Source organism: Halobacillus salinarum, assembly GCF_022919095.1.
In the GTDB taxonomy this organism is placed as follows: Bacteria; Bacillota; Bacilli; order Bacillales; family Halobacillaceae; genus Halobacillus_B; species Halobacillus_B salinarum.
This window is the reverse complement of the sequence record NZ_CP095073.1, coordinates 554,408-580,639: the sequence shown is the minus strand read 5'-3', so window position 1 is coordinate 580,639 and position 26,232 is coordinate 554,408. Positions and strand designations below refer to the sequence as shown.

General features: G+C 46.7%; 29 protein-coding genes and 1 pseudogene. 5 read left to right on the top strand and 25 right to left on the bottom strand.

The genetic code is table 11. The annotated features are described in order from the left end of the window. Positions 1–3: 3 nt before the first annotated feature. From MUN89_RS03225 to MUN89_RS03205, 6 genes and pseudogenes are all read right to left on the bottom strand, one after another. Positions 4–1,008 (bottom strand): 2-keto-3-deoxygluconate permease, encoded by a 1,005-nt coding sequence (locus MUN89_RS03225; protein ID WP_244711352.1) that lies wholly within the window; start codon positions 1,006–1,008, stop codon positions 4–6. Between the two features lie 195 nt (positions 1,009–1,203). Then, entirely contained in the window at positions 1,204–2,946 is a 1,743-nt protein-coding gene (locus MUN89_RS03220; RefSeq protein ID WP_244711350.1) for a sigma-54-dependent Fis family transcriptional regulator, read from the bottom strand. A 70-nt stretch (positions 2,947–3,016) separates the two neighbouring features. Beyond that, positions 3,017–3,625, bottom strand: a complete 609-nt coding sequence (locus tag MUN89_RS03215; RefSeq protein ID WP_244711348.1) for an RNA polymerase factor sigma-54 — start codon at positions 3,623–3,625, stop codon at positions 3,017–3,019. Between the two features lie 3 nt (positions 3,626–3,628). Further along, positions 3,629–3,784, bottom strand: a pseudogene (locus MUN89_RS22060) (hypothetical protein); the annotation flags it as partial. Further along, complete coding sequence (locus tag MUN89_RS03210) at positions 3,781–4,260, bottom strand: RNA polymerase factor sigma-54 (RefSeq protein WP_244711347.1); 480 nt, start codon at positions 4,258–4,260, stop codon at positions 3,781–3,783. The pseudogene MUN89_RS22060 and the gene MUN89_RS03210, both read right to left, overlap by 4 nt. 67 nt (positions 4,261–4,327) lie before the next feature. Next, the gene (locus tag MUN89_RS03205) at positions 4,328–4,762 is read right to left on the bottom strand and encodes a universal stress protein (protein ID WP_244711345.1); all 435 of its coding nucleotides are present in this window, start codon (positions 4,760–4,762) and stop codon (positions 4,328–4,330) included. Positions 4,763–4,933: 171 nt separating this feature from the next. Between MUN89_RS03205 and MUN89_RS03200 the strand changes: the two genes are divergently transcribed. After that, on the top strand, positions 4,934–5,638 hold the full coding sequence (locus tag MUN89_RS03200; protein ID WP_244711343.1) for a hypothetical protein: 705 nt from the start codon (positions 4,934–4,936) through the stop codon (positions 5,636–5,638). A 67-nt stretch (positions 5,639–5,705) separates the two neighbouring features. Here MUN89_RS03200 and MUN89_RS03195 read toward each other — a convergent pair whose 3' ends face one another. The 7 genes from MUN89_RS03195 to MUN89_RS03165 all read right to left on the bottom strand — a co-directional run bounded on the left by MUN89_RS03195 (position 5,706) and on the right by MUN89_RS03165 (position 12,305). Continuing rightward, positions 5,706–6,989, bottom strand: coding sequence for a GntP family permease (locus tag MUN89_RS03195; RefSeq protein ID WP_244711341.1), 1,284 nt, complete (start codon positions 6,987–6,989; stop codon positions 5,706–5,708). Positions 6,990–7,021: 32 nt separating this feature from the next. Next, positions 7,022–8,212 carry an acetyl-CoA C-acetyltransferase gene (locus tag MUN89_RS03190; RefSeq protein ID WP_244713556.1) on the bottom strand — a complete coding sequence of 397 codons (1,191 nt, stop codon included), beginning with the start codon at positions 8,210–8,212 and terminating at the stop codon, positions 7,022–7,024. Between the two features lie 17 nt (positions 8,213–8,229). Continuing rightward, positions 8,230–9,006 carry a 3-hydroxybutyrate dehydrogenase gene (locus MUN89_RS03185; protein WP_244711340.1) on the bottom strand — a complete coding sequence of 259 codons (777 nt, stop codon included), beginning with the start codon at positions 9,004–9,006 and terminating at the stop codon, positions 8,230–8,232. A gap of 30 nt (positions 9,007–9,036) precedes the next feature. Next, positions 9,037–9,711: a 3-oxoacid CoA-transferase subunit B gene (locus MUN89_RS03180; RefSeq protein WP_244711338.1), complete on the bottom strand. Its 675-nt coding sequence runs from the start codon at positions 9,709–9,711 to the stop codon at positions 9,037–9,039. A gap of 11 nt (positions 9,712–9,722) precedes the next feature. Beyond that, positions 9,723–10,421, bottom strand: coding sequence for a CoA transferase subunit A (locus MUN89_RS03175; RefSeq protein WP_244711336.1), 699 nt, complete (start codon positions 10,419–10,421; stop codon positions 9,723–9,725). A 219-nt stretch (positions 10,422–10,640) separates the two neighbouring features. Next, positions 10,641–12,005, bottom strand: a complete 1,365-nt coding sequence (locus MUN89_RS03170) for a sigma-54 interaction domain-containing protein (RefSeq protein WP_244711335.1) — start codon at positions 12,003–12,005, stop codon at positions 10,641–10,643. Positions 12,006–12,104: 99 nt separating this feature from the next. Next, positions 12,105–12,305 (bottom strand): hypothetical protein, encoded by a 201-nt coding sequence (locus MUN89_RS03165; RefSeq protein WP_244711333.1) that lies wholly within the window; start codon positions 12,303–12,305, stop codon positions 12,105–12,107. A gap of 205 nt (positions 12,306–12,510) precedes the next feature. Between MUN89_RS03165 and MUN89_RS03160 the strand changes: the two genes are divergently transcribed. Next, positions 12,511–12,879, top strand: coding sequence for a VOC family protein (locus MUN89_RS03160; RefSeq protein ID WP_244711331.1), 369 nt, complete (start codon positions 12,511–12,513; stop codon positions 12,877–12,879). 57 nt (positions 12,880–12,936) lie between these two features. Here the strand turns inward: MUN89_RS03160 and MUN89_RS03155 are convergent, their stop codons facing one another. From MUN89_RS03155 to MUN89_RS03145, 3 genes are all read right to left on the bottom strand, one after another. Then, a complete protein-coding gene (locus MUN89_RS03155; RefSeq protein ID WP_244711330.1) occupies positions 12,937–13,920 on the bottom strand; it encodes an aldo/keto reductase in 984 nt (327 codons plus the stop codon). Between the two features lie 347 nt (positions 13,921–14,267). Beyond that, on the bottom strand, positions 14,268–15,338 hold the full coding sequence (locus MUN89_RS03150; protein ID WP_244711328.1) for a branched-chain amino acid aminotransferase: 1,071 nt from the start codon (positions 15,336–15,338) through the stop codon (positions 14,268–14,270). A gap of 131 nt (positions 15,339–15,469) precedes the next feature. After that, positions 15,470–16,714 (bottom strand): MFS transporter, encoded by a 1,245-nt coding sequence (locus MUN89_RS03145; RefSeq protein ID WP_244711327.1) that lies wholly within the window; start codon positions 16,712–16,714, stop codon positions 15,470–15,472. A gap of 291 nt (positions 16,715–17,005) precedes the next feature. Between MUN89_RS03145 and MUN89_RS03140 the strand changes: the two genes are divergently transcribed. After that, positions 17,006–17,188 carry a YjzC family protein gene (locus MUN89_RS03140; protein ID WP_244711325.1) on the top strand — a complete coding sequence of 61 codons (183 nt, stop codon included), beginning with the start codon at positions 17,006–17,008 and terminating at the stop codon, positions 17,186–17,188. A gap of 99 nt (positions 17,189–17,287) precedes the next feature. On the opposite strand, the gene MUN89_RS03135 is transcribed toward MUN89_RS03140, so the two are convergent. From MUN89_RS03135 to MUN89_RS03120, 4 genes are all read right to left on the bottom strand, one after another. Then, positions 17,288–18,586, bottom strand: coding sequence for an arsenic transporter (locus MUN89_RS03135; protein WP_244711323.1), 1,299 nt, complete (start codon positions 18,584–18,586; stop codon positions 17,288–17,290). Between the two features lie 721 nt (positions 18,587–19,307). Next, the gene (locus MUN89_RS03130; RefSeq protein WP_244711322.1) at positions 19,308–19,466 is read right to left on the bottom strand and encodes a hypothetical protein; all 159 of its coding nucleotides are present in this window, start codon (positions 19,464–19,466) and stop codon (positions 19,308–19,310) included. 101 nt (positions 19,467–19,567) lie between these two features. After that, positions 19,568–20,140, bottom strand: coding sequence for a DUF4871 domain-containing protein (locus MUN89_RS03125; protein WP_244711320.1), 573 nt, complete (start codon positions 20,138–20,140; stop codon positions 19,568–19,570). Between the two features lie 370 nt (positions 20,141–20,510). Next, positions 20,511–21,221 (bottom strand): LysE family translocator, encoded by a 711-nt coding sequence (locus MUN89_RS03120; RefSeq protein WP_244711318.1) that lies wholly within the window; start codon positions 21,219–21,221, stop codon positions 20,511–20,513. Positions 21,222–21,394: 173 nt separating this feature from the next. Here MUN89_RS03120 and MUN89_RS03115 point away from each other — a divergent pair, with 173 nt between their 5' ends. After that, positions 21,395–22,459 (top strand): AbrB family transcriptional regulator, encoded by a 1,065-nt coding sequence (locus MUN89_RS03115; protein ID WP_244711316.1) that lies wholly within the window; start codon positions 21,395–21,397, stop codon positions 22,457–22,459. Between the two features lie 152 nt (positions 22,460–22,611). After that, positions 22,612–23,820: a macrolide family glycosyltransferase gene (locus MUN89_RS03110; protein WP_244711314.1), complete on the top strand. Its 1,209-nt coding sequence runs from the start codon at positions 22,612–22,614 to the stop codon at positions 23,818–23,820. 207 nt (positions 23,821–24,027) lie between these two features. On the opposite strand, the gene MUN89_RS03105 is transcribed toward MUN89_RS03110, so the two are convergent. From MUN89_RS03105 to MUN89_RS03085, 5 genes are all read right to left on the bottom strand, one after another. Then, positions 24,028–24,477, bottom strand: coding sequence for an SRPBCC family protein (locus tag MUN89_RS03105; RefSeq protein ID WP_244711312.1), 450 nt, complete (start codon positions 24,475–24,477; stop codon positions 24,028–24,030). Further along, entirely contained in the window at positions 24,470–24,823 is a 354-nt protein-coding gene (locus tag MUN89_RS03100; protein ID WP_244711310.1) for a winged helix-turn-helix domain-containing protein, read from the bottom strand. Before MUN89_RS03100 ends, MUN89_RS03105 begins: the two co-directional genes overlap by 8 nt. A gap of 63 nt (positions 24,824–24,886) precedes the next feature. Further along, complete coding sequence (locus MUN89_RS03095) at positions 24,887–25,294, bottom strand: hypothetical protein (protein ID WP_244711308.1); 408 nt, start codon at positions 25,292–25,294, stop codon at positions 24,887–24,889. A 180-nt stretch (positions 25,295–25,474) separates the two neighbouring features. After that, positions 25,475–25,795, bottom strand: coding sequence for an ArsR/SmtB family transcription factor (locus tag MUN89_RS03090; protein WP_244711306.1), 321 nt, complete (start codon positions 25,793–25,795; stop codon positions 25,475–25,477). Continuing rightward, positions 25,795–26,220, bottom strand: coding sequence for an SRPBCC family protein (locus MUN89_RS03085; protein WP_244713554.1), 426 nt, complete (start codon positions 26,218–26,220; stop codon positions 25,795–25,797). Before MUN89_RS03085 ends, MUN89_RS03090 begins: the two co-directional genes overlap by 1 nt. Positions 26,221–26,232: the final 12 nt, after the last annotated feature.

The window sequence follows — 26,232 nt, the reverse complement described above, 5'->3', positions numbered from 1 at the left end:
TTTCTAAGCTGTCACCTGGTGTTCAGAGTCGCTTGAATAATCGTCCGGCAACTGCACCCCTTTACGTTCGAGTCTCTTCACTAAGAAGCCGATATAAATCGGGAGCAGAATCGCTGTCGTTACTGTAGAGGCAGCGACTTGGACCGTAGCCAGTTCCGTCACACTGGCAAAGCTGGCGTTGGCAGCGGCAATAGCGGCAGGGGTCGCCACAGCATTTCCTGCGGTTGAACCTTCCGCAGCTCCGGCAATCGGATTCCATTTAAATGCTTTAAATACGAAATAACCAGCAGTACCCGTAATCAGCGTTGTCGCCACTCCAAGCAGAATTCCGGATAATCCGCCTTCAATGATTTTCCCAAAATCAATGCCCATTCCTAACGCAAACGCGAAAAACGGGATCAGCATGGAACTTCCTTTATCAAGGAATTCCCTCATTTCTTCATCAAGGTTCCCGAGCACCATTCCAACGATAATCGGAAGCAGCACGGAGATAAATGACGCCAAGGAGAACAGACCATCAACAAAGCCCATCGCTCCAAAAATGGATAATGCTACCATCGTAAAGAAAGGACCGTCATTTAAGGCAAGCAATGAATAAGCGGCGCGATCGGTTTTGTTGCCATACTGGCCGACAATCGCAATGTAGAGCCCGCCATTACTATTAGTCATGGCAGCGACAATGGCAATCGGCGCAAGGCCAAGCCACAGACCATTCGATCCTGCCAGCAAGTAAGCAAGCAAACCAAACGCTGCCCCCACGACCCACTTGACTGTGAGTAAGGTAGCTCCTTTTCCTAAACTCACTCCTACCGTACGAAGATTGATTTGTGCTCCTGTACACAACAGGAACAAAGCGATAAGCGTACCTGCTCCATCGACGAATAAAGATTGCGTAAAGTTGCCGATCCGTAGTAAATCCGGAGCAGCCGTATTAATAATAGCGGCGATTAACAATGGGACAACCATCATTCCACCAGGAATTCTTTCCAGCGTTGCTTTAATTTTCATCTTTTCTCCTCCTTGATCATAACATAACTGTTACAAAATAAAACACAAAATAATGATAAAAGCGATTACAAGTTTAATAATAACGCTTACAATTTATTTTTGCAACAGTAAAACATAAAAAAAGAGAAATTATTGCTTGTTTTTAAACAAAACGCAAAGATGTATGTTTATTTTTGCAACAATAAAACGCAAGCTTTATGAATTAAGCTTGCGCCATAATGTCGTTCGATTCATGCCGAGCCGTTTTGCAACATGGGACTGGTTATTTCCTTCCTGCTGCATCACCTTATGAATGATCTGCTGCTCCATGTCTTTTAACGTACCTTCTAAAGGGATCGTATTGTGGTAATCCTGTACAGGGGCTTCCACAAGATCCTTCATCACCTTTCCTACATCTTCGGATTCGATATAGGACTTGCTGCTGGTAATCATCAATTTCTCTGCGATCTGCTTAAGCTGATCCACATTTCCAGGCCAGTCATATTCATATAAAGGCTTTAAGGCGTCTTCCCTGATGCCGATCGTTTCATACCCATATTTCATGTGGTTTTCCGTGATAAATGCCTGCACCAATTCCTTAACATCTTCAACCCGGTCCCTTAAAGGCGGCAGGTAGATCGATGCCTGCGGTACTTTATAATAAAGCTCGTGGTCAAACTCTCCCTTATCCACTTTCACAGCCATTGCTGCATCGGAAAGGATAAACACTTTGTACGTGCCCGCAAGCTCAGATGCGAGCTTTTTGAAGCGGCTTTGACTTCCCTGCTCCATCGCCTGAACATTACGAAAGACGACACTGCCCTCAGAAGGAAGCTGCTTGCTTTTTCCTGAAAAAATTGCGGCTGCTTCTGTTACGTTCACCTCAGCTAAATCCACCGACAATAAAGGAGAGGAATGCCCGTAGGTTTCGAAGTGCAGATTACACGCATACATCATGCGTCCCGTCCCTTGTTCTCCTTCAATCCACAATGGAGAGTCGAGCTCGGTATATCTTTTTATATTTTCTCTTAAGTTTTTTGCGACCTGGCTCTTCCCGGAAATCGGTATGTAAGAGAGATTGGATTTGATTTGCAATCCCGCTCGTTCTTGAACCAGTTCTTTTTGAAATACAGCCCCTACAAGATAATCGTTTAAAGGGTACCCATATATGTGGTAACTCTCTTCCCTTAAGGAAGCTTTTTCCCAATGACTCTTTTGTTCGGTGCTGATTTTTTTCATAAGCGTTTCAAAACCCGCCGTGTTCAAAACTTCAGCGTCCATCTCTGTACGAAAGGATTTATTTTTCACAATCACCGTATCCCTAGTATCGATGACAGCAATCGGCTGAGGAAAGCCTTCAATGACTTCTGAATAAACGGAAGCCTGCGAGTGAACACGCTGGATTAAGCGGTACAGTCGTTTCGCTTCTTCAAAAGCTTCCATCAGTGCTTCTTTTCCTGACGTAATTAATATTCCCTGCAGGCCGATCTGCTCGGCCTGGCGAACGGTTACAACGTCTCCTATGACCACTGAGTAATGATCCTGCTTCAAATCACTCACCAGCTTTTCTACTTCCGTCCGGCTGCCGATCGTGATCGTCGATACGTCCATATCAAGGATACTGCAAATCGTTGATGCTCCTCTTGTAATATTAGGAAAACCAACTAGCGCAGCTTTGCCCTGCATGCCTTTCAATAAGGTAAAAACCCGCAGCATGTCATAGCCGCTGATCTTAATATCAACGACAGGAAGGTTTACCTGCTCTTCAATTAAACTAGCCGTACCTCCACGGCTGATAATCATCTCATACCCTTCTGCTTCAGCCGCCTTGGCTATGCTGACGCCATCTTCGAGGTTGCCGATTTTTATATCGATGTGCAGTTCTTCATCGTACCGTTTATAATTTTTCCCAATTTCAGCCAGCCCCTGGTAAGGAGCAATCAATAAGGTCTTAATCATAGCCCACCCTCATTTGTTGCATCTTTAAACACCTTTATTTTTTCACAAAAAAAGAGGTTAAGCAAGGTGTTTACCACTGGGAGTGCTTTCTTCTGGCAGAAGAAGAAGGGATATTTTCCAGCTTGCGATATTTCGCCACCGTCCTTCTTGAAATTAAAATGCCCCTTGTTTTTTTCAGCATTTCGGCAAGAGCGTGGTCGGAGAGAGGCTTTCGCTTGTCTTCTTTATTTATATAATCGAAGAGGAGATGCTTTACTTCTGCACTGGATACATCCGGTCCATCTACAGTTGATAGCTTTGAGGAAAATAAGCGCTGCAACGGAACGATCCCGACAGGTGCTTGAATCATTTTATCCTTTACGGCGCGGCTGACCGTTGATTCATGAATCAACAGCTCTTCGCTTACTTCTTTAATCGTCAAAGGCTTTAACACAGCCGGGCCGTCGGTGAAAAAGCGGCGCTGCTTTGCTATGAGCACTTCCATAATAGCGATCAGCGTCGTCTGGCGATGTTCAACCGCCCGCTTCAGCATGGAAGCCTGCTTGTAACAGGCTTCCAGAAATTCTTTCGCTTCCCCGCCTTTCCAGTGGTCATAATGGTGGTTCAAGCTCAAATGGAATTCTGGAACGGAGAGATATAAGTTTCCCTGTTCTTCTGCAATTGTAACGTCCGGCGGCAAGTAAGAAGCAGGAGAAGCAGACAGCCCCTGGCACGGATAAGGCTTGCACTTGGAAAGTTTATGACGGACGTCTTTTATTCTATCCGCTGAGACGTGGAATAGCTTCGAGAGAGACAGATCACTTTCCTCAGCGATGTCTTGTAAATGATGGGCTGCTATTTCGTGAAGAAGCTGGTCCTCAGGGAAATGCTTATGTACTTGAAAGGTGAGAAAGTGCTGCCACCCCGGGAGCCTAGCCCTTCAGGTTCAAGCATCATCAGCTGCCTTCGTGAATTTTGCACCTCTTCTACTTCTATAGAGAAGACGTCAGCAAGCTGCTGGTCTGTTTCTTCGAGAAATCCCCGCTCACTTAAACTCTCCACCAGTACAGCAAGCACCTGCTTCTGATGGCGGCTTATATCCAGCCAGCCAAGCTGCTCGTGGATATCCGTCCGCCAATCAAACGTTTGTTTAGGAAGATAGGAAGTGTAATCTTCCTTGTTGGCGATCGACTTGAATTCAAGCAACGGATTCTCAAGAGTTTTCTCTTCTATGAATTGCTCTAAGTCTGCATAGGTATATGTGAGAAGCTCAATATTCTGACGAAGCTCTTTGGTCATATAAAGCTTTGTCGTCTGGGTTTGCTCAAGCTTCATCAGAAACACTCCTCTTTTCGTAACAAAGGTGCCCGCACCCGTTCGCGGGCAGAGGCACCTTTGCTGGTTATTTCATGACTAATACAGGACAAGCGGAATGGTTGACGACATGATTGCTGACGCTTCCGAGTAATAACTTCTGAACTCCGCCAAGACCTCGATTTCCCATAATAATAAGATCAATCTTGTGTTCTTTGGCATAGTTGCAAATCGTTGCTCCTGGATTGCGGTTAGTCTCTCCTACTAACACGTTCGTAACAGCGGTTAATTGAGCTTCTTCAATTTCTGTCCTCACCTGGACCATGTCCGATTCATATTTTTCGGCAAGTTCATGTCCAATATTGCGCATAAACGCAGCATTAGTGACCGGGCCCGTACCAAAAACGACCGTGATCACGTGAATGACAGAGCCAGGATGCTCTTTGGCTTTGGCTTTCGCTTCTTCTACCGCATGATTACTCATTTCACTGCCATCATAAGCCACAAGGATTTGCATTGCCATCGAAACCCACTCCTTTATTAGAATGTAACTCGTTGTTAATTTAAGTTTAACATAAGTTCAGCACAGGAATTAAAAGGAAAAGTTCTATTTAAAGCCTTCCACACCAAAAAATTGGCAAATTTGTAACCTTTTTCTAATTTATCCGACGAATAGCTAAAAGGGGGTCTACCGATGAAAAAAATCCTGCCAGTCCTTATCCTTGCTTTGTTTTTAACGGCTTGCCAGCGGCCGGCACCCGGCGGAAGCAGTTCAACCGTGATCGACTGGGTTGATTTTGTAAAATGGGACGGAGTTGAGTACCACCGCGTCAATGACCGCGTCTTAAGCAGCACGGACATGCTTGGCGATAAGGTAGGAGAGGTCAATTTTAAAGTAGATGAGAATGTGACGAATCCTTCTTATCAAACAAAAAATGGCGATGCAGCCTTTTTGCACAAAGGTACAAACCTCTATCAAGTGAAAGGAAATCCATCCTGGATCGCTGTCAAGGATCCAAACGAAGTCAACGATTACCGGCTGTATCAGGCTTCCGGGGATGAGGAAAAGAACGATTTTAAAAAAATTGAAGAAACAGAAATCGACCGGATTGAAGTCTATCACGGCCAGCAGCCGCCGATTAAAGTCACCACCCATTCAGATCCCGGATCGATTCAGAAATATATAAATCTATTAAAGAAAGGCGAGCCTGATCCAGGATTCACACCAGATCGCACCGATGAAAACAAAGACCCAGAATATTATGAGCTTGTTTTCTACTCGAAAGAAAATGGCGCGTATAAGCAATCCGTCCGCTTTGATGGCAAAACGTGGTTCTGGCATCAAGGGGAAACAGAAACACTGCCGAAAGAGATCGAGCCGCTTTTCTCAAAAGCTTAAACAGAAAAGAGGAGGGAAACACCTGCCTGATTTAAGCACTCGTTTCCCTCCTCTTTTTATTTGTTCATTAAATGAGACCAATAGAAGCAAGAATAATAGCTACGATTACTGAGACGACCGGAATAAGTACGGCAACTACAAAAATATCTTTGTAGCTGTCTCTATGCGTCAGTCCTGTAATCGCAAGCAGCGTCAGCACTGCTCCGTTGTGGGGAAGCGCATCTAAACCGCCCGAGGAGATCGATGCCACCCGGTGAAAAGCTTCCGGGCTGATTCCTGTATTCATCGCAATCTCATAATATTTGGAGCCCAGCGCTTCCAAAGCAATTCCCATGCCTCCGGAAGCAGAACCTGTAGCCCCGGCGAGTACGTTAACCGCAACAGCTTCTGAAATGAGTGGATTTCCCTTTACACCCATGAGAAGCTCGGTCAACCGTTCAAATCCCGGCGCGGCACGGACAACGGTTCCGAAACCGACTGCGGCACTCGTATTAATAATGGCAATGACCGAACCGCTCGCCCCACTGTTAATCGAGGGAACGAACTTTTTGAATTTCGTTACGTTCAACAACATAATCAACACAATTCCGGAAATGAGCGCGGTGACAACATCCCATTTTAATAGATTTAAGGTTAGAAGTACGGTCAACAGCGGAAGAATAGAAAGAATAAAATGAGGCACGTGCTCATCTTCGTTCATCACTTTCTTATCCTTCGGTTCCGTGTAGACGTCCCCTTTGGCGGTCAGCTTTTTCTCCTGCCACACTAAATATAAATATCCGCCAACGGCCATAATAATCGCCGCCGCGATCCCCATAATCGGGGCAGCTGTCGGTGTAGTTTTAAAATATTCCATCGGGATCAGGTTTTGGATTTGCGGCGTCCCCGGTAATGCCGTCATCGTAAAGGTAAACGAGCCTAACGCGACGGTAGCCGGAATCAGCTTGCGGCTGATATTTGCTTCACGAAACAACGATAAGGCAAGTGGATAGACAGCAAATACAACGACAAACAGGCTGACTCCGCCATACGTAAGCACAGCTGCAGAGACGAGCACACCAAGGATGGCACGTTTTGTGCCGATGACCTTTGTGAACGCGACAGCCACCGACCTTGCCATGCCGGTGTCCTCCATTAATTTTCCAAACACAGCCCCGAGCATAAAGACGGGGAACCAGTCTTTCGCAAACGACACAAAGCCGCCCATGTACGTATCCTTATAAGCGTCCAGCAGATCGAGTCCGCCGGTAACAGCGACCACTCCGGCGGCAATCGGCGCAATCCAGATGATCGACCAGCCTAAATAAGCAAGCGCCATTAATACCGCGAGTCCTAAAAATATTCCGAGCACGTTACTCCCCCCAATTTCTAATCATTAGATTCTTACTGATTCATTTGAACATTTTCCACAATCATGGCAATTCCCTGGCCACCACCGATACAAAGAGATGCGATGCCGTATCGTTCATTTCTGCGTGTGAGTTCTTTCATCATCGTATAAAGCACACGGGTACCACTCGCACCGACCGGATGCCCGAGCGCGATGGCACCGCCATTGACGTTGACTTTCGAGCGGTCAAGCCCCATTTCTTTTTCCACAGCCAGATACTGGGCCGCAAAGGCTTCGTTGACTTCAATGACACTCATGTCCTCGATCGTAAGCGCTGCTTTCTCTAGCGCCATTTTCATGGCGGGTACAGGGCCAATGCCCATGTAAGAAGGATCAACCCCGGCAACACCCCAGGAGATGATTTTTGACAACGGTTTCAAAGACAGGTTCGTTACGGCATCTTCTCCAGCGAGGACGACCGCTCCCGCCCCGTCGTTAATGCCACTGGCATTGCCTCCTGTTACCGTTCCTTCCTTCTTAAAAGCAGGCTTCAGCTTTGAGAGAACTTCTCCGGTTGTATCTTCGCGGATATGTTCATCAGCAGCCACCATTTCTGTGCCTTTTCTCGTTTTCACTTCAACGGGAGCAATTTCTTCGTCAAACTTACCTGAACGGCGCGCCTCACTTGCTCGTTGGTGACTGAATGCCGCATACTGATCCTGCTCTTCCCGGGAGATGTGATGTTTTTCTGCCAGATTCTCAGCGGTCACACCCATGCCGCAGCCGATGTATTCATCGGTTAAAGCTGCCCAGAGCATATCATCGACTTGAGGACTCCCGAGCTTCGTGCCAAAACGGCTGCCCCGAAGCGCATACGGAGCAAGGCTCATACTGTCTACTCCGCCGGCAAGGGCGGTTTCCCCTTCTCCAAGCACAATCGACTGTGCTGCAGATACGACCGATTGCAACCCTGAACCGCACAGGCGATTGACTGCTAAAGACGGGGCATTTTGTGTTAACCCTGACTTAAGAGCAATATGTCTGGCGAGGTACGGGGCGTTCTTGGAAGAATGAATCACATTGCCGATCACCGATAGATCAATCTGCTCTGGATCGATGCCGCTTCTTTTTATCGCTTCCTTGCTCGCTGTTACACCGAGGTTGGTAGGGGACACGTCCTTCAAACGGCCGCCAAAGCTTCCAAACGGTGTACGCGCGCCTTCTATAATATAGACAGGTTTCATCATTGTCCCTCCTTCAATTATTGGGCTGTATAGCCGCCATCAAGCACGACCGCCTGCCCTGTGACGCCGCGAGCTTTGCCGCTCGCTAAAAACATCGTGTAATCCGCAATTTCCTGTACCGTTAACAGACGCTTTTGGGGAACTAATGGGTAGATCACCTGTTCCAGCACCTTTTCCATCGATACGCCGCGGTTTTCCGCCAGGTCCTCAAGCTGATTTCTCACGAGCGGTGTATCCACATAGCCAGGGCACAACGCGTTCACGGTAATCCCTGCTTCCGCCCCTTCAAGAGCGGCTACTTTTGTTAAGCCGATCACGCCATGCTTCGCGCTGTTGTAGGCGGCCTTGCCGGCAAAACCGATTAACCCATTAATCGAAGCCATGTTAATGATTCGGCCGGAGCCTTGTTTTTTCATAATCGGAAACGCATGCTTGATCGCCATAAACGGGGCCACCAGCATGACCTTCGTGATCAGCTCAAATTTCTCTGTTGGGAATTCTTCAATGGCTGCCACATGCTGCAAACCCGCGTTGTTAATCAGTACATCAAGCCTCCCGTAGTGCTCCACCGTCTGATCAATCGACTGTTTCAGCTCTTCTTCCTTCGTGACATCGCACTTGATCCCGATACAGTCATGCCCCTCTTGTTCCAGCTTACGGGCAGCCTCCTTCACTTTTTCTTCATTGAGATCCGTGAAAGCCACTTTAGCTCCCTGCTTCGCAAATTCGGTTCCGATCTCGTACCCAATCCCACTTGCTGCCCCTGTAATAAAAACCACTTGATTCTCTACCATTCTCGATGTTCCTCCTTCTCTTTTTCCTCGTTAACGCGCTTGTTCGTACAACGCCGGGTCAACCTTCAGATCAGCTTCTGTCGAGTCCTTAATTTCTTCAATGGTCCAGCCATTCATCACTTCAACGAGAACGAGTCCTTCGTCCGTGACGTCCATGACGGCCCGATCTGTAATGATACGGTTGACAATCTGTTTTCCGGTCAGCGGCAGGCGGCATTCTTTTAGAATCTTCGGCTCGCCATGCTTGTTCACGTGGTCCATGATAATCACGATTTTCTTCGCGCCATGAACGATATCCATCGCACCGCCCATGCCTTTAATCATTTTTCCCGGGATCATCCAATTGGCCAAGTCGCCTCGCTCAGACACCTCCATGCCTCCGAGAATCGCCAAATCCAAATGTCCGCCGCGGATCATCGCAAATGATTCTGCACTGCTGCAGTATGAAGACCCAAGAGCTGCCGTTACCGTTTCTTTGCCGGCATTAATTAAATCAGGATCCACTTCCGCTTCTTCAGGAAACTTACCGATCCCAAGCAAGCCGTTTTCCGACTGCAGCACGACCTGTTTGTCAGCTTGAATATAATTCGCCACCATCGTTGGCATTCCGATGCCTAGATTGACATAGAAACCGCTTTCAATTTCCCGCTCAGCTCTCCTTGCGATCATTTCCCTTACTGCTGCTTTATCCATATGTACTGCCATGTGATTCCCTCCTAGTTCGTACTGGCTGCTACCGTCAGCCGTTCGATTCGTTTTTCCTGCTGGCCTTCAATCAATCCCTGAACATAGATGCCCGGCGTATGAACCTGGTCTGCTTCAAGCTCTCCAGCTTTTACGAAGTGCTCCACTTCCGCAATCGTTACCTTGCCGGCAGCGGCCATCATTGGGTTAAAATTACGAGCGGTTTTGTTAAAGGTGAGATTGCCAAATGGGTCGCCCTTCTCCGCCCTGATTAAACTGAAGTCGGCTCGCAATCCGGTCTGGAGCAAGTACTCTTTTCCGTCAAAGGTTCGTACTTCTTTTCCTTCTGCAATCGGTGTCCCAACGCCAGCCGGTGTATAAAAAGCAGGGATTCCAGCCCCACCTGCCCGTATTCTTTCGGCAAGCGTCCCTTGCGGCGTGAGCTCCACCTCTAATTCTCCAGCTAACACCTGGCGCTCAAATTCTTTATTTTCCCCGACATAAGAACCGATCATTTTATCGATTTGTTTATTTTTCAGCAGCAGTCCGAGACCCCAGTCATCGACACCGCAATTATTGGAGATGACCGTTAAGTGCTTAACCTTGGATTCTACTAAAGCGAGAATTAAATTTTCCGGAATTCCTACTAAACCAAACCCTCCGACCATCAGCGTTGCATGATCGTGGATCTCTTCTACTGCATCTTGAAATGATGAATAAACTGTTTTCATTTCTTCACACTCCCTTCATGTGTACTACATGCAAGATTCGTGCCAACTTTAAAAATCTTGATATCAGCAGGTTTTGCCATCTGTACCTGCAGGAAAAATTCCGAATTTGCGGAAAATTGATAAAAGCGCTTTCTTATTTTTGTGTAAACCCTTACAAACAGAGCAGAAAAAGAGCCATTCCAATTTCTCGGAATGACTTTCCGGAATTCTGGAACGGCCTTACAACCCGTACTTTTTAGCTTTGTCATATAAACTGGATTTCCCGATTTGCAGCAATCCTGCCGCTTCGACCTTATCTCCATCTGCTTTTAACAGGGCACGTTCAATGGCCTGTTTTTCTGTCCGTTCCAACACTTCCTTCAAACTAAACCCTTCGTTCCCGATATAGGAATGCGGCTGCAAGCGCTCAGGCAGGTCTTCCATGGCAATCATTTCCCCGCTCGTCAGGTGAATCGAGGACTCGACGACATTCTCAAGTTCCCTCACATTCCCCGGCCAATGATACTGCCGAAAGCATTCGTACACGTCTTCATGAAAATCAGTCACGCGTTTCCCGATTTGGCCGGTGAGCTTATGAAGCAGCGCTTTGGACAGCAAACGAACATCTTCCACCCGCTCCCTTAGAGGGGGAATGTGAAATTGCACGACATTGATCCGGTAAAAAAGGTCTTCCCGGAATTTTTGTGCAGCAATCAATTCTTCGAGCGGCTGATGGGTAGAAGCGATGATCCGGACATCGATTTTCCGGGGTTTCACTGCTCCTACTGCTTCTACTTCTCCTTCCTGAAGGACGCGGAGGATTTTGACCTGTGCGTTGACCGGCATGTCGCCAATTTCATCCAAAAACAACGTCCCTCCGTCGGCCAGCTGGAATTTTCCAGGCTTTCCGCCCCGTTTCGCTCCTGTGAACGCCCCTTCCTGATAGCCAAACAGCTCGGATTCGAGCAAGTGTTCCGGAATGGCAGCACAATTCACTTTCACAAACGGCCCTGTACTCCTCTCACTCAGCTGATGAATGCTGTGTGCAAACAATTCCTTCCCCGTTCCGCTTTCTCCTCTTAAAAGCACAGAGGCATCCCCGGGGGCTACTTTTTTCACTTTGTCCTTCAGCTGCTCGACTAAAGGAGAACGGCTGATAATATGATGGAGCGAATAAACGGCACCGTTCTTTTGTTCGAGCTGACTGCGGTAGGCTTTTAACTCAGCGAGAAGCTCTTTAATGTGGCTGTTCATCTTCATCCATTCTTCGGTATCCCTGAACAGCACCATGCCAATCGCGCCGATCACTTTTCCCTCAGAACGCAGTGGAATACGGTTCGCGATCATATAGCTTCCGCGGATAAACTGCAGATCAGCAATCTCTTCTTTCCCGGATTCGACGACAAGGTGCATCCGGGTATTTTCGATAACATCTGTCACATGCTTGCCGATGATCCTGGCTCTTTCCAAGTGAAGAAACTCACAGTAGCTTTCATTCATAAACGAAACCACCCCTTCATGATCGACGATGACGATACAGAAGTTACGGCTTTCGAAAAAGGTGTTAAACAAATCATGACGATGGTTTTCTAGTAAAGAGTGCATGCGTCCACGCTCCTGATATTATTCATTTGATAACGGTTTCAAAAATACGGATAGTTGAAGTTTTTCCAATCTTTCATGATTAAAATAGATCGCTGCTTTCTATTTTATCGTTTTCCTGAGGATTTTTTTAGTGTCTTCGTTATAATAGACTAAAATATGTTTGGCAAAAGGAGTAAAAAAAGCCGACAAATCAAAATATTTCCTGCGAACAGGAGCATGAACCCTTCCCTTTCCGTGGACGATCACCCGAGCTTCCTCGCGAACCCCATGCTCGGTGATCCCGGTCACTCGTTCTTCCACAGGAGTGTCAGGGTTCTTGCTCCTTAAGTCTTACGCTTTAAAAAAACTTCTCCCTTGGCCTCTCCTATATAGAGAGGTACTAAGAGACAAAAGTTTTTAAACAGCACATAGGGATCCCGCCGCTTACGTATAGAAAAAAAGTGAGAATGGAAAAGAATGCCTCAACAAACCTTGGTACACTAAAAACAGAAAGGGGAAATGAAACATGATTGAAAAAATCGGCCAGATCGGCATCCCAGTCAGTGACCTCGACAGGGCGGTGCAATTTTATCAGAACCATTTGGAGCTTGAACTGCTGTTTCGCACGGACAACATGGCATTTTTCAACTGCCGGGGCGTCCGGCTGCTGCTCACACTGCCGGAGCGGGAAATGTTCAACCACGCAAGCTCGGTCATCTATTTTCAAGTGGACCATATTCAACAGGCTTATGAGGATTTAAAGGCGAAAGGTGTCTTCTTTACCGGAGAACCGCACCGGATTGCCAAAATGGAGCAAACGGAAACGTGGATGGCTTTCTTTTATGATTCTGAGGATAATACCCATGCTTTGATGAGTGAAGTAAATGTGCCGTAATGCTGCAAGCAGATTAGTAAAGAAGGGCAGCCATTTTTCCAGGCTGCCCTTTTCCTATTAATAAACTCCACGGATATAGTCGTGTACTTCCTCTTTGTAAAAGCTTTTTAAATCTGCTAGTTCTTTATCCGTAAATGGTTTCACTTCTAATGCTTGAAGGTTGTCTTCCACCTGGCTGACGTTGCGGAAACCAGGAATCGCACTGGTCACGGCTTCTTGCTGGAGAATCCAGCGGATGGAAGCCTGCGTCATGTTGCCTCGGCCGACAGCAATCCATTCAAGCTCGCGGCTCAGTTCAACGCCTTTGTTGAATTCCAATCCGGCAAACGTCTCGCCGACATTAAACGCCTCGCCGTTCTGGTTAAAGCTGCGGTGATCGTCTTCTTCAAACGTATGGTCCTTATTGAATTTCCCCGTTAACAAGCCGCTCGCAAGCGGAACACGGGCAAGAACACCTGCCTGTTTTTCCAACGCTTTTGGAAACAATTGTTCCATCGGCTTCTGGCGGAAAATATTGAAAATGACCTGCAGCGCACTGGCATTAGAGTTTTCTAACACATACAAGCCTTCCTCCACCGTTTCAACGCTGACCCCGTAATAACGGATCTTGCCGTCTTGCTTCAGTTTTTCGAGCACATCAAATACGGAGCCATCCTTCATAATTTCAAACGGAGGACAATGGATCTGGTAAAGGTCGACCTGGTCCCTGTTCAGTCTCCGTAAGCTGTCTTCTAAATAAGAGGAAACCTGTTCCATCGAGTAGTTGGCTGGATCGTGAATATCCCCCTGGCGGCAGAACTTCGTGGCAATGTGGATGTCCGATTCCCTGCCTTTGGTAGCTTTTGCGAGCAGTTCCTCGCTGTGTCCTGCTCCATAAACATCGGCTGTATCAAAAAAATTAACACCATGATCGATGGCCTTCTCAATCGCCTTCAGTGCTTCGGTATCATTGGTTTGTCCCCAGCTTCCGCCGATCGCCCAAGTGCCGAAGCTCAATTCGCTAATGGACAAATCCGTACTTCCTAATGGGTTGTACTTCACTATTGAACCACCTTTCTATTCCTCGCTCTACTTTTACTTATTTCGATATCCAAGCGCAGGACTCCTTTAATCCTTTTGGAAAATTTCGGGATAAAACTCGAACAACGATTGATGATGTCAAAGGATGCCGATTGGCCAGCACCCAGGCAGAGAGTACACCAAGCTGCACTGCCTTTGTTCGAGTTCTAATAATAGAAAAAGTTTACCTTTGATAAATTTTTAACATAAAAAAGAGCTTTTCCTGGTCGTTAAGACAGCTTAAACGAAGCTGTAAACATAAGGGCATCAGCTGGCATGCAAATAGAAAAGGCACCTGACTTCACGCAGCAGTCAGGTGCCTTTCATTATTATAATTCTATAGTCCAGCCGTACGCATCTTCTCGATTCCCCCGTTGAATACCGGTGATGGTGTCATAAAGCTCCTGGGAGAGCGGTCCAATCTCGCGGTTGTTGATCACCATTTGTTTCCCCTGCCAGTTCAGCTCGCCGACTGGGGAGATGACGGCAGCGGTCCCTGTGCCAAAGGCTTCTTCGACTTTTCCTGCCTGATAGGCTTCGTACAGCTCATCAATGGCAATCTTCCTCTCAACCACTGGAACTCCCCAATCGTTCAGCACTTCGAGGATCGACGTTCGGGTAATCCCCTTTAAAATACTGCCGTTTAACGCCGGTGTCACGACTTCTCCGTCGATTTTAAAGAAAATATTCATGCTGCCCACTTCTTCAATGTACCGCTTTTCAATGCCGTCCAGCCAAAGGACATCAGCATTTCCTGTTTCGCTCGCCTTCGCCTGCGCTTGATAACCGGAGGAATAATTTCCTGCGGTCTTAGCCATCCCTGTTCCCCCTTTGACAGCACGGGTGAATTGATCCTCGACGTTAATCTGGACGGGATGAATGCCACCGGGAAAATAAGATCCTACAGGTGACAGGATAATCATAAAGATATAGGTTTTGGACGGGGCTACGGCGAGGCTCGGCTCCGTTGCGATAATAAACGGCCGTATGTATAACGATGTGCCGTCCGTTTCCGGCACCCACTCGCGTTCGAGTTTAACTAACTCTTTTAAATACCCCATCACTTCCTCTTCATCAATCGGCGGAATGCTTAGACGATCACTTGATTGATTGAGTCTTTGCAAATTTTTCTCCGGGCGGAACAACAGGATGCGGTCATCTGCCGTCCGGTAAGCTTTCAATCCTTCAAATACCGTCTGGCCATAGTGAAAGATCATGGAAGCAGGATCTAACGTGACAGGTTCATAAGGGACGATGCGAGGATCATGCCAGCCCTTCCCCGTATCATAGTCCATCATAAACATGTGATCCGTAAACGTTCTTCCAAATGCGATCTGGTCTGTCTGCGGCTTCGGTTTTTTATGGTCAGATTCATGAATGGTTAGGTCGAAATTGCTCATTGTCAGGACTCCTTTATTATGGATGGTTGATTGTTCCCTTTGACAGCAGGGGTAAGATTAGTCTTTATTTTACGCTCAACCATCCATTTTTTAAAGGAATTTGACAGAATTATTTTTATTCCTTCACCGCACTAAATGATCCCCTTCTCGGGCATCTGTTCCTTTTTTCCTTGAATAAATTTAATAACAAGCACTAACAAAATAGCCCCAATCGCGCCAGCGGCCAGATTACTGACGTTTAAGTAATCCTTCATGACAAGCGACATCACCGGCGGTCCTGCTGCTACCCCGACAAATCGAGACGAGCTGTAAAATGACGTGATCGTCCCGCGCTCCTCTTTTTCAATTCCCTCAGTTATCATTGCATCCAGGGCAGGAAGAATCGCACCGATCGCGATCCCGAGCACACTCGTTGTTATTAACAGCAACGACAGAGCATCGCTTACGTATCCTACAAAGGCAACGGTGATGGCTGTCATAATTAAACAAATCATCATCACCCATTTCATGACCATCGTGTTATCCTTGATTTTCCTTCCCGTTACGTAGGAGGTCACACACAAGGCAAACAGCGGAATCGCAAGTACGAAGCCTTTTTTCACCCCGTGAATCCCGTGGGTTTTTTCCAGATTCTCAGATAAAAAGAACAGAACCGCGAACAGCACCAGCATCGCGTAGCCCCCCATCATAAATACAGGATAGAGCCATTTCCCTTCTCTTTTAAAAATTTGTTTGGTCTTTTTGATAAACACTTTTAGCTGGTCGGGCTTCTCTTCTTTTCCTTTAGGAACTTTCACAAAGAAAAAAACCATCACAATCGAAAGAAAACTAAAAATAGAAATAGAAAAAAAGGGCAGAAACCAGAGAAAAGCGGCAAACAATGAGCCGAGGATGGGACTGAGTACTTTTCCAAAGGTATTCGACGTTTCAATCACGCCTAAACAAGAGCTCGTTTTCTTTTCATCATCTTTATACAGGTCTCCGACTAGCGGCAGGATGATCGGCATCGCCCCGGCAGCTCCCATCCCCTGCAGCACCCTTCCAATCATGATCCAAAGGTATGGATCACCCATTTTCCAGGAAGCGTAGCCGGCAATCAGTCCACCGATTAAAGCAAGAATCAAGGAAGGTAGAATCACGATTTTTCTCCCGAAGCGGTCAGACAAATAACCCGCTACGGGAATGAGCAGGATCGCCGCTAACGAATAACTCGTAATGATCATGCTTGATTGCAAGGAGGTAATACCTACTTTGTTTTCAAAAATCGGCAGCACAGGAATAAGCATGGAATTCCCCAGTGTCATGACGAGCGGAATGGAAGCCATACTGACGATACACCAGCGGCTGACCTTTGGTTGAGTAGAATCTTGCTGCATTTCGTACACCTCTTTTAATGACATACTTCTAGATTTTCCAAAAACCTTCCGTTTATAGATAAAACCTTCAAATCATCCGAAACATATAACGGAATTCCTTCCATATTCAGGATGATCCAGAAAAATTCACCCTTCTCCTATTGTTATTCTTAAATAATAAATAAAGATTATTACAAAAATTTTACAAAAATAGAAATCTGGTTTATTTTTATCTTAAATCCGGGTATCACTTTTACTAAGAAAGAGACAAAAATCGTCTCTTTTCTAAACTACTCAGGAGGTGGATTTATCATGGCAAAGGAAACTTACAAAACAGGCGAAAAAGCGCATGAAACAGGCACTTACAAGGTAGACAGCTTAGTGAGTGGCGGATCCGCAAGTCAGGATAACACGGAAGTGAAAGTGGAAAAAGGTGAACAATTCCCACCTTCTCCTTCCAGTAATGAAGCCGCACACTGGGTAAAAGTATCGTAATAGCCACACACTCACGAAAAAGACCTTCCATGATAAAGGAAGGCTTTTTTGTTATATTATTATAGAAAATTGTCGTCTCTTGTCTAAAAAAATACAGCACTATGAAAAGAGGAGCAGCCAGAGAAAGAGTCCGGTTAATGTGATGAAAAGCGTCGGCACTGTAAGAATGGCCCCTGTTTTGAAATAATACCTCCAGGAAATGTGGACACCCTTTTTCGCCAGCACATGAAGCCATAGCAGTGTGGCAAGGGAACCGATGGGCGTGATTTTCGGCCCCAAATCAGACCCGATGACATTTGCGTAAATAAGCGCCTCTTTTACAGTCCCAGAAGCATGCGCGCCTTGAATCGCGATGGCATCGATTAACACCGTCGGCAGATTGTTCATGATCGACGATAAAAAAGCGGCGATAAAGCCCATGGACAGTGCTGCTGAAAATAAACCTTTCTCTGCCGTAAATTGAATGACTTGAGAAAGGAAATGTGTCAGCCCTGCATTCTTTAACCCGTACACGACGACATACATCCCCACAGAGAAGAAAACAATCGCCCACGGGGCGTCTTTAACGATGTTCCACACGTTTACCGCCCTGCTCCTTTTAGCGGTCAGCAAGAATACGAGAGCAACAGCCCCCACGATGAACGAAACAGGCACACCGAGCGGCTCGCTGACGAAATAACCGATCAGCAGCACAGCTAACACAGCCCAGGAAATCCGGAACATGCGCGGGTCAAGAACGGCTTTCCCAGGCTCCTTTACTTCAGTAAGCTCGTAGTGATCAGGGATAGCTTTTCGAAAGAAGACATACAAGACGGCGAGGCTTGCTCCGAGTGAGAAGAAGTTCGGAACGATCATCCTGGACGCATATTCAGCAAAGCTGATTCCAAAAAAATCGGCAGACACGATATTCACTAAATTGCTGATGATCAGCGGCAGAGAGGTAGCATCCGCAATAAACCCTCCAGCCATAACAAAGGGAACGATCTTCGCCTCGCTTAGGTTTAAATTCCTTACCATCGCAAGCACGATAGGAGTCAGAATTAACGCGGCACCGTCATTGGCAAATAGAGCCGAGACTACCGCTCCTAGCATCGTCATGTACACAAACATTCTCCGTCCATTTCCTTTTGCCGCCTGAGCCATATGAAGAGCTGCCCATTCAAAAAATCCGATTTCATCCAGGACAAGCGATATAATCATAATAGCTACAAATGCTAAAGTGGCATTCCAGACCGTCTGTGACACTACAGCTACATCCTTCAGATCGACCGCACCACATAGGAGTGCCAGAATAGCCCCGCCACAAGCTGTCCAGCCAATGCCAAGGTTTTTAGGCTGCCAAATTACAAGCCCTAATGTAAGGATAAAGATGAGAATGGCGAGGATGCTTGAACCCAAAATGATCCCTCCTATCTTTCCTGCATCTCCTATACCCTGTCTATGGATTTTTATATCAGACATAGAAAAAGACCATCTCCACAGATGGTCTCAGCTTGTAGAGAAACCCGGTGTTTTTCTACAAGTTTTTCTTACCGAAAGGAGCGATGGCCCCTTCCCTTTCCGCGGACGAGCGCCCGAGCTTCCTCGCGAAACCCACGCTCGGCGATCTCGGCTCACTCGTTCTTCCGCAGGAGTGGAAGGGACCTAGCTCCTTGGTAGTCTTAAAGACAGAAAAAAACTCTCCTTCACCTCGCTCATATTTGCTAGATAGAGGGCAATCTTTTTCATGTTCTGACAGTGCTGCCATCCTTGACTTTTTCTTTTCCACGCAAACGGAAATAGCGCATCCTAGGCCATTATATTCGGAATAGCAGGGCCGTACTTTTTCGGGAATAAAGGAGAAATCTTTGTATTGATCCATTTTTCGCAATAATTGGTTTTCTGGCACAAGTTCTTCAATCGTTACGATTTTCACTTCATTTTGTCGTGCTTTTCTTGATTGAAACCAAAAATCACTGCCTAAACAGACTCTTTATCTATAGGATAACAAATGGTCAAGGTGAAAAATGGAAGAAACCAGAAAAAATATCAGGCTGCGAGACTTTCTCGACAGCCTGATACCATCCCCACAGATGGTCTTACAGCTATTGTTCTTCATGTAAAATGGGGCATCATCACCCTATTCCTGCTTCTGCTTCAACAGCTTCTTCAAATTCAAATTAATATTTTGCAGACTGATTAATATAAATCCAAGCATAATAAACGTGACAAATTCTCCTGTAAAAATGGACACAAGTCCTAAAACAATCGCATATACAACATACATCCAATTTCTCATCGTGTTCCTCCACCGTCCTGTATTGCCTTGCATGATGTAGATGTTTCACGTGGAACATCTACGCAAAAGAATACCAAGTATATTTTTTTCAAAATGAGTCGTTAAGCCTGCTGCACATTGACGACTACATCCCCGAACAGTTCATCATTAAAATAAACCTTCAGCTTCCATAATCCAGCCGAAGAAAATTCCATCGTAGTCGGCACGTGATGGTCTGCGCCTTGATTTGGGTTAAGCGTATAACCCGGGTACTGCCACACTTTTTTATTGCCTTCCATGAGAACTTTATGTTTTTCTCCTGCTTCGTTCAAACCAACCACAGTCAGATTCCCGTTAAGCTCTTCACTTTTTCCCCAAAAATGCCACATGTACTTATACGGCTGGTCTTCAACGATCAGCTCCGGCTTCGCTTTCCCCCGCTTCCCTGAACCCAGCAAAAAGCCCAGGCGGTTTTTCTTGCCTATCAGCACATACTCCGCTTTCGTCCCATCCTTTGAAGTATAAGGGATTTTAAAAGTGGAGCTGATCTCCCATTTATTACTGATTTCTTCCGGTGAACCTGATGGCTGCTCTTTCTGGGAATCAGAGGAGCTGGAGTGATCCCCTGCTATATTTGAACAGCCTGCAGACAAGGCGGCAATGACTGTGAATATAGCCACAAGCCGTTTCATCATGCACCTCCCCATTCCTTTGTTTGTTAATAGTTCCAAAATTTTCTGTTAATGACTACTTCGATATTTGTCGTTTCATTTCCTTCCTTGTCAAAAACATAAAAAAACTGAGCATGACGCTCAGCCTTGATTTTTCACTATGAGGGGAGCCGATGAATGGTGGGTTCTGCTGATTGAAGCTGATGCTCTCGCTGAATTATTCTCATTTACGCTGATTTATCCCGCTTTCCGCTGAATTATTCTGATTATCGATTAATTATCATGATTTACGCCGGATTATCCTCATTTGCGCTGTATTATCCTGATTTCCGCTGAATAAACTTCATTTCCGCTGACATACCGCTGAAATCCGATCCATCAGACCCAGACCCGCTCACTTTTGCTCTTCAGTCGAAAGCCAGAGCGCAAGACCAAGCAGGCTCCCGCCGGTAATCCGGTCCAGCCGTTTTTTCATTTTTCCGCTCAAGCCAGTGGCTCTCATCTTTCCGCCAATAAAGGCATAAACCGTGGCACACAGGGCCTCGATCAAAATGTACGCCGCTCCGGCCAGGATGATTTGGCCTCCGGTTCCATGACCGCCTGCTTCAATAAACTGCGGAAGAAATACCGTAAAGAGCAGCAAGGCTTTCGGATTGGCAGCTGCGACGAGGAATTCCTGCTTGGCAAAGCCAAGGGCACTACGCTTTTCCGGGCTGGAGGCTGGTTCGTCATCGGTATATTCTTTCTTACTCGATACCAGCGTGCTGATCCCGAGCCAGGCTAAATAGAGCACCCCCACCCATTTTAAAAGGATAAAAATAAGCGTGGACGTTTCGAGCAGCGCGCTTAATCCTAAGGCAACCGCTCCGATCATTAAAGCAAAGGCTGTAAATCGCCCGCCGGACGCATAAATGGCTACGGCGGTTCCTTGTCTGAGACCGTTTCTGAATGAAAGCAGCTGATTCGCACCGGGGATGGAAGCCATAACAAAAGCGGCAGGAACGAGAGCCTTCCAATGCACCCCGGAGCCGCCAGCCGGGATAAAAAACCCTATGACACCGGCGAGCATGATAATAATTAACAGAAACCACATTCGCTTTTTCACGTTATCTCCTCCTTTGAAGGATGGCAGTTCAAATGTTAGGATTGCTCGATCAAATATGCTAAGATTACTAATACTTTCAACTGGCCAAAAGCTTGTATGACGCTTTGAACATCTATTCTCCGCTTTTGAATAGATGTTTTTCTTGTTCAGAATTCTGATTAAGGTGTGTATCTATGAAAAAAACTCTTTTATTGCTCTGTGCGTTTGCAGGCGGCTATTTGTTTGATCTGCTCCATATTCCAGCCGGCTGGCTGCTGGGAGCAATGCTTGTCGGCGCCAGCTACCGTTTACTCATTGCAGACATCAGCTATCCGAACCTGCTTTTTGACCTGTCGCTTGCTGTAATTGGTGTGAGCATCGGCATCGGCATTCAATTGACGATGTTTAAAGAAGCGGCGAGCTACCTGCTTCCCCTAGCCGTTTCGATGGTTACCTTATTGCTTGCCAGCTGGTTTTTAGGCAAGGTTCTTGATAAATACTCGAACCTCGATGCTAAAACCGCCTTGTTCTGCTGTCTGCCTGCGGGCGCATCGATTATGATGGCGTTAAGCCGGGAATACAAAGCCAATTTAAGCATGGTGGCGGCTTTTCAAACGGTACGCATCATGATGCTCGTTTCTACGATTCCGATCGTAGCCGGGGTGATGTCTTCGTTTATTTCTACAGAGGAAACCGAAAGCGCCTCTCCTGTGCAAACGGTGCATAGTGAGGTGCCGATGTGGGAAGCCCTCATCATTTTCATTCTGCTGGCAGCCTTCACTTTGTTTGTCGCCAGCAAGTGGCGGATTCCGCTGGCGCCGTTTTTATACTCAATCATCTTTGGCTTTGTTTTTATTACCTTTGTTAAGACGCTGCCCGCGATGCCGAATGTCATGGTTGGCGCCGGCATGGCCATCCTTGGCGTGATTATCGGCGTGCGCTTTGACAGGGAATCACTCGTTGAGATTAAAAGAATCGGCTGGACGAGTCTCGGCGTTTTAGGTGCTTTCTTTATCTTAACATTTATCATCACCTTTGTTTTTTACTTGATGACCCCGCTTGATTTCATTACGAGCCTGCTTGCGATTGTTCCGGCTGGAGCTCCGCAAATGGCGTCTGTCGCTGCCTCGCTCGGTCTTGATGCAAGTATTGTAGCGGCCATGCAGGTAACCAGACTGCTCGCGATCATTCTCATTATTCCGATGCTCATTCCTTTACTCGTCACGAAAGAAGAGCCTGCGGAAGCTGAACCAAATTAACTATCCTCCCCTTATGAAAAAGTAAGGGGATTTTTTATGCGCAGCTAGTAAAAACGAATCAACTCACGCGTTATGAAAGGTCATTGCTTTACGCGGGGTAAACCGCAGTGGTACGATTCATGAATTAACTCAAGGTTAAAGGAGAGAGCTTAATGTCTAATGTTCTTGTATTTAACTTTCCCGGCGAAGGGCACATCAATCCGACAATTGCCCTTGTCGAAGAACTCATGCAGCGAGGAGAAGACGTTGTCTATTACTGCGTCGAGGATTACAAAGAGAAGATTGAGCAGACAGGAGCCGAATTTCGAGCGTACGAAAACTTTATGCCTAAACCCGGCACCCTCAACGAGGATCCGCAAAAGCTTGACCGCGAAAAGTTAATGACCCATCTCATCAAAGGGATGGATGACGTCATGGAACAGGAACTGGATACGTTAAAAACCGAAGCCTACGATTATGTCATTTACGATAATAATTTTGCTGCCGGGAAGATGATTGCCGACGTGCTGCAGCTGCCGAAAATCTCTTCCTGTACGACGTTTGCGTTGAATTCCGAAGTCGTTTCCGAGTTTATGAAAAACGAAGAAAATCAAATCATGAATATTGAGATTCCTCAAACCGGAGAAGTTCATGCAATTACGGAAAAATGGGAAAACGAGTACGGGCTCCCGATCCGCCGCTTCCAGGATATTATGAACCAGCCGGGCGATATGACGATCGTTTACACCTCAGAACTCTATCAGCCCTATGCTGAGGAGTTTGATGAGAGCTTCAAATTTGTCGGCCCTTCCATTGCCCCGCGCAGGGATGTTGAGCCGTTTTCTTTTGAAAACCTCCCGGAAGGAAAGCTGATTTACATCTCCATGGGAACGGTATTTAATGACCAGCCTGAGCTGTATGAAACGTGCTTCGACGCCTTTAGAAACAGCGAAGCCAATGTGGTCATGTCGGTAGGGAAAAAAATCAATGTGGAGGACTTTGAGGATATCCCGGACAACTTTTTTGTTCATAATTATGTACCGCAATTAGAGGTGCTCGAGCAGGCGGATGTGTTTTTCACACACGGCGGCATGAACAGTTCGAGTGAAGGGCTTTACTATGGAGTGCCGCTCGTCGTGCTGCCTGTACGCGGCGACCAGCCGATCATTGCGAAGCGTATCGAAGAGCTCGAGGCCGGATTTAAGCTTGATCGTGAAAAGGTGACGGCTGATCAGCTCAAAACGTCCGCCAATCGTATTCTAAATGAACCGCGCTATAAGGAAAACAGCGAAAAAGTAGGAGAGTCACTCCAAGAGGCCGGCGGTTACATGCGGGCAGCCGATGAAATCATTTCGTTTAAACTCGACTACAGCATTGAATAAAATATCCAGGACAGCCGAATCATCCACTTGCCATCAACCATTTAAAAAGCGCCGGAGCAGACACTTTCCGTACCGGCATAAACGGCCGTGTCGTCATCACGACTTCCGGCAATAGCGGGCTTAAGCAGCCCTGGTATCCAAATGAACAGCTATACATACACTGGCTGTCGAGCAGAACTCGACAGCCTTTTATAGTAAAGAAACCGATTATTTTATATCCATGGGGGTGAGCGTCTCCCCCGTTTCCAAATAGCTTTTTAAGTTGCTGAGAATGGCCGGCCAGCCATTATTCAGTCCTCTAAACGTATCATTTTCCTCGTTGAGATCCCCATCCATCAGCCGTTCATGATGCAGCGTCAATTTGACGGTTTCGTTCATCTCTTCAAGAATAAAGGTCACGATAGTCGGTTCGCTGCGCGTATCCCCTGCATGCCTCCACGTGAAGGACAGACGCTCAAAAGGGTTGGCTTGCAGCACTTCTCCTTCCACGTCAAGCTCCCCGTTTTCCCGTAAATAGACTACCCTTGCCCCTTCTGTCCATTCAGAAACGACGTCTCTTCCGAAAAAGTACTTTCTTGTAAAAGATCCGCTCGTTAAAGCTTCCCAAACTTTCAGCCGTGAAGATCGAATATACGTGACATAGACAAAGTCATTCATCGTCTTCCTCCTCCAGCTTCGTTTTTAACTGCTCCAAGGCGGCTGCCCTGGACTGATCATACTTGCTCAGCCAGCGGCTGTAGATGTCGCCAAGGGGAGCGGCATTTAAATAATGCCTTCGCTCTCTTCCGCGTCTTTCTACAACAATAAGCTCCGCTTCTTCAAGGATCATTAAATGTTTCGTGACAGCCTGCCGGGAAATGGTCATGGGAACACACAACTCGTTCAAGGTCTGGCCATTATTCCTGTACAGTTCATCCAGCAGCGACCGGCGGTTGGTGTCGGCCAGGGCTTTAAAGATCTTATCGATTCTGCATGGCCTCCTTTCTAGTTTTATTATATGCAAACAAAAGGTTGCCTTTCAAGTATAAAAAAGACTGGGTGAGTGCACCCAGCCTTTGTGTTCTTATTACAGGATATCGCCAAGGATGCCGCCGATCAATCCGTCGTCGTCATCTCCATACTCGTCATCATCACTTTCAAGCAGGTTGTCCAAGTCGATATCAGCATCAACGTTTAAGTCTAGCTTCGCACTCTCTTCTTCACTCCAGCCGTTGTCTTCGGCCCAATGTTGAAGATCTGTTTCAGTCATGCCTTCTGCTTTTGCCCAGGCTTGCAGATCTTCCATTTCCCAATTGTTCGCTTCGGCCCAAGCTTCAAGTTTACTTTTCGTTACGGTTTCGCCGTCGTCAATCGCGGCTTCTACTTTCGTCTGGAGGTCAATGCTCGTACTGTTGTCTTCATGTGCTGATACACTTCCTAAACTCGCAAATCCTAAAGATAACGCTAATCCAGTTGCTGCTACAGTTTTCATCATGATAAATCTCCTCCTTTAAAATAGTTTCACTTAGCTTTCGGAGGAGAGTTCAACTTGGATCAGTACATTTCAAAGTTCAGGACCGACGGCCTATGATCTGTAATCCCCTGCAATCTTCCTGCAAAAAAACAGCCGTTATAAGAGGGAACGCTCGCTTTCCCTCTTATAAATTTCAACCTGCTATTCCTCGTTCTCAACAATATGCTTCAGCTTTGCGAGCTTATTATCCCAGTACTGCTCGAAGAACGAGAGCCACTCCTGGACTTCGAGCAATTCATCCGCTTTGAGAGAATAAATCTTTTCCCTGCCCGCTTTCCGGTCGGCCACCAGACTTGCATCCGATAAGACCTGTAAATGCTTTACGACAGCGGTACGGCTGACGGGGAATTGACCTGCGATCTCTGTAATCGAGTAATTGCCTTCCGCAAGCAGCTTCAGCATCTTTCTTCTCGTCGGATCAGCAATCGCCTGATACACGTCGTGCTTCTGTGCAGCGGCCATTAGTTCTCCACTGCCTTGCGAAGGGCGCGATCAACAAGCTTCTCCCAGCCGCCATTCATCGTATCCCGTACGTCTTGTTGTGTTCTCGTCGTCGGACGCATGAGTTCATCAGGGTCTCCCCAGCCTGAGTGGACGAGGGTGAACTCAGTTTTCCCGTCAACTTCTTTTAAAGTAAAGGTAACCACCCAGCCCTGCTCCCCCCAGGTGAACGACACTTCATGCGGTTCATCAACTTTTAACACTTTACAGCGCGAGGTTTCATATTGGGATTCAATGACGAATTCATGCCCCTCCACGGGTTGAAAGTCGTTCGGCATAAACCAAGATTCGATACCTTCCGCTGTCGCGACGGCTTTCCATACTTTTTTAATGGGGGCATTAAAAACAGCCTGCTTCCTTATTTCCTGTACGTTCTGGCTCATCAGCTTCCTCCTTTT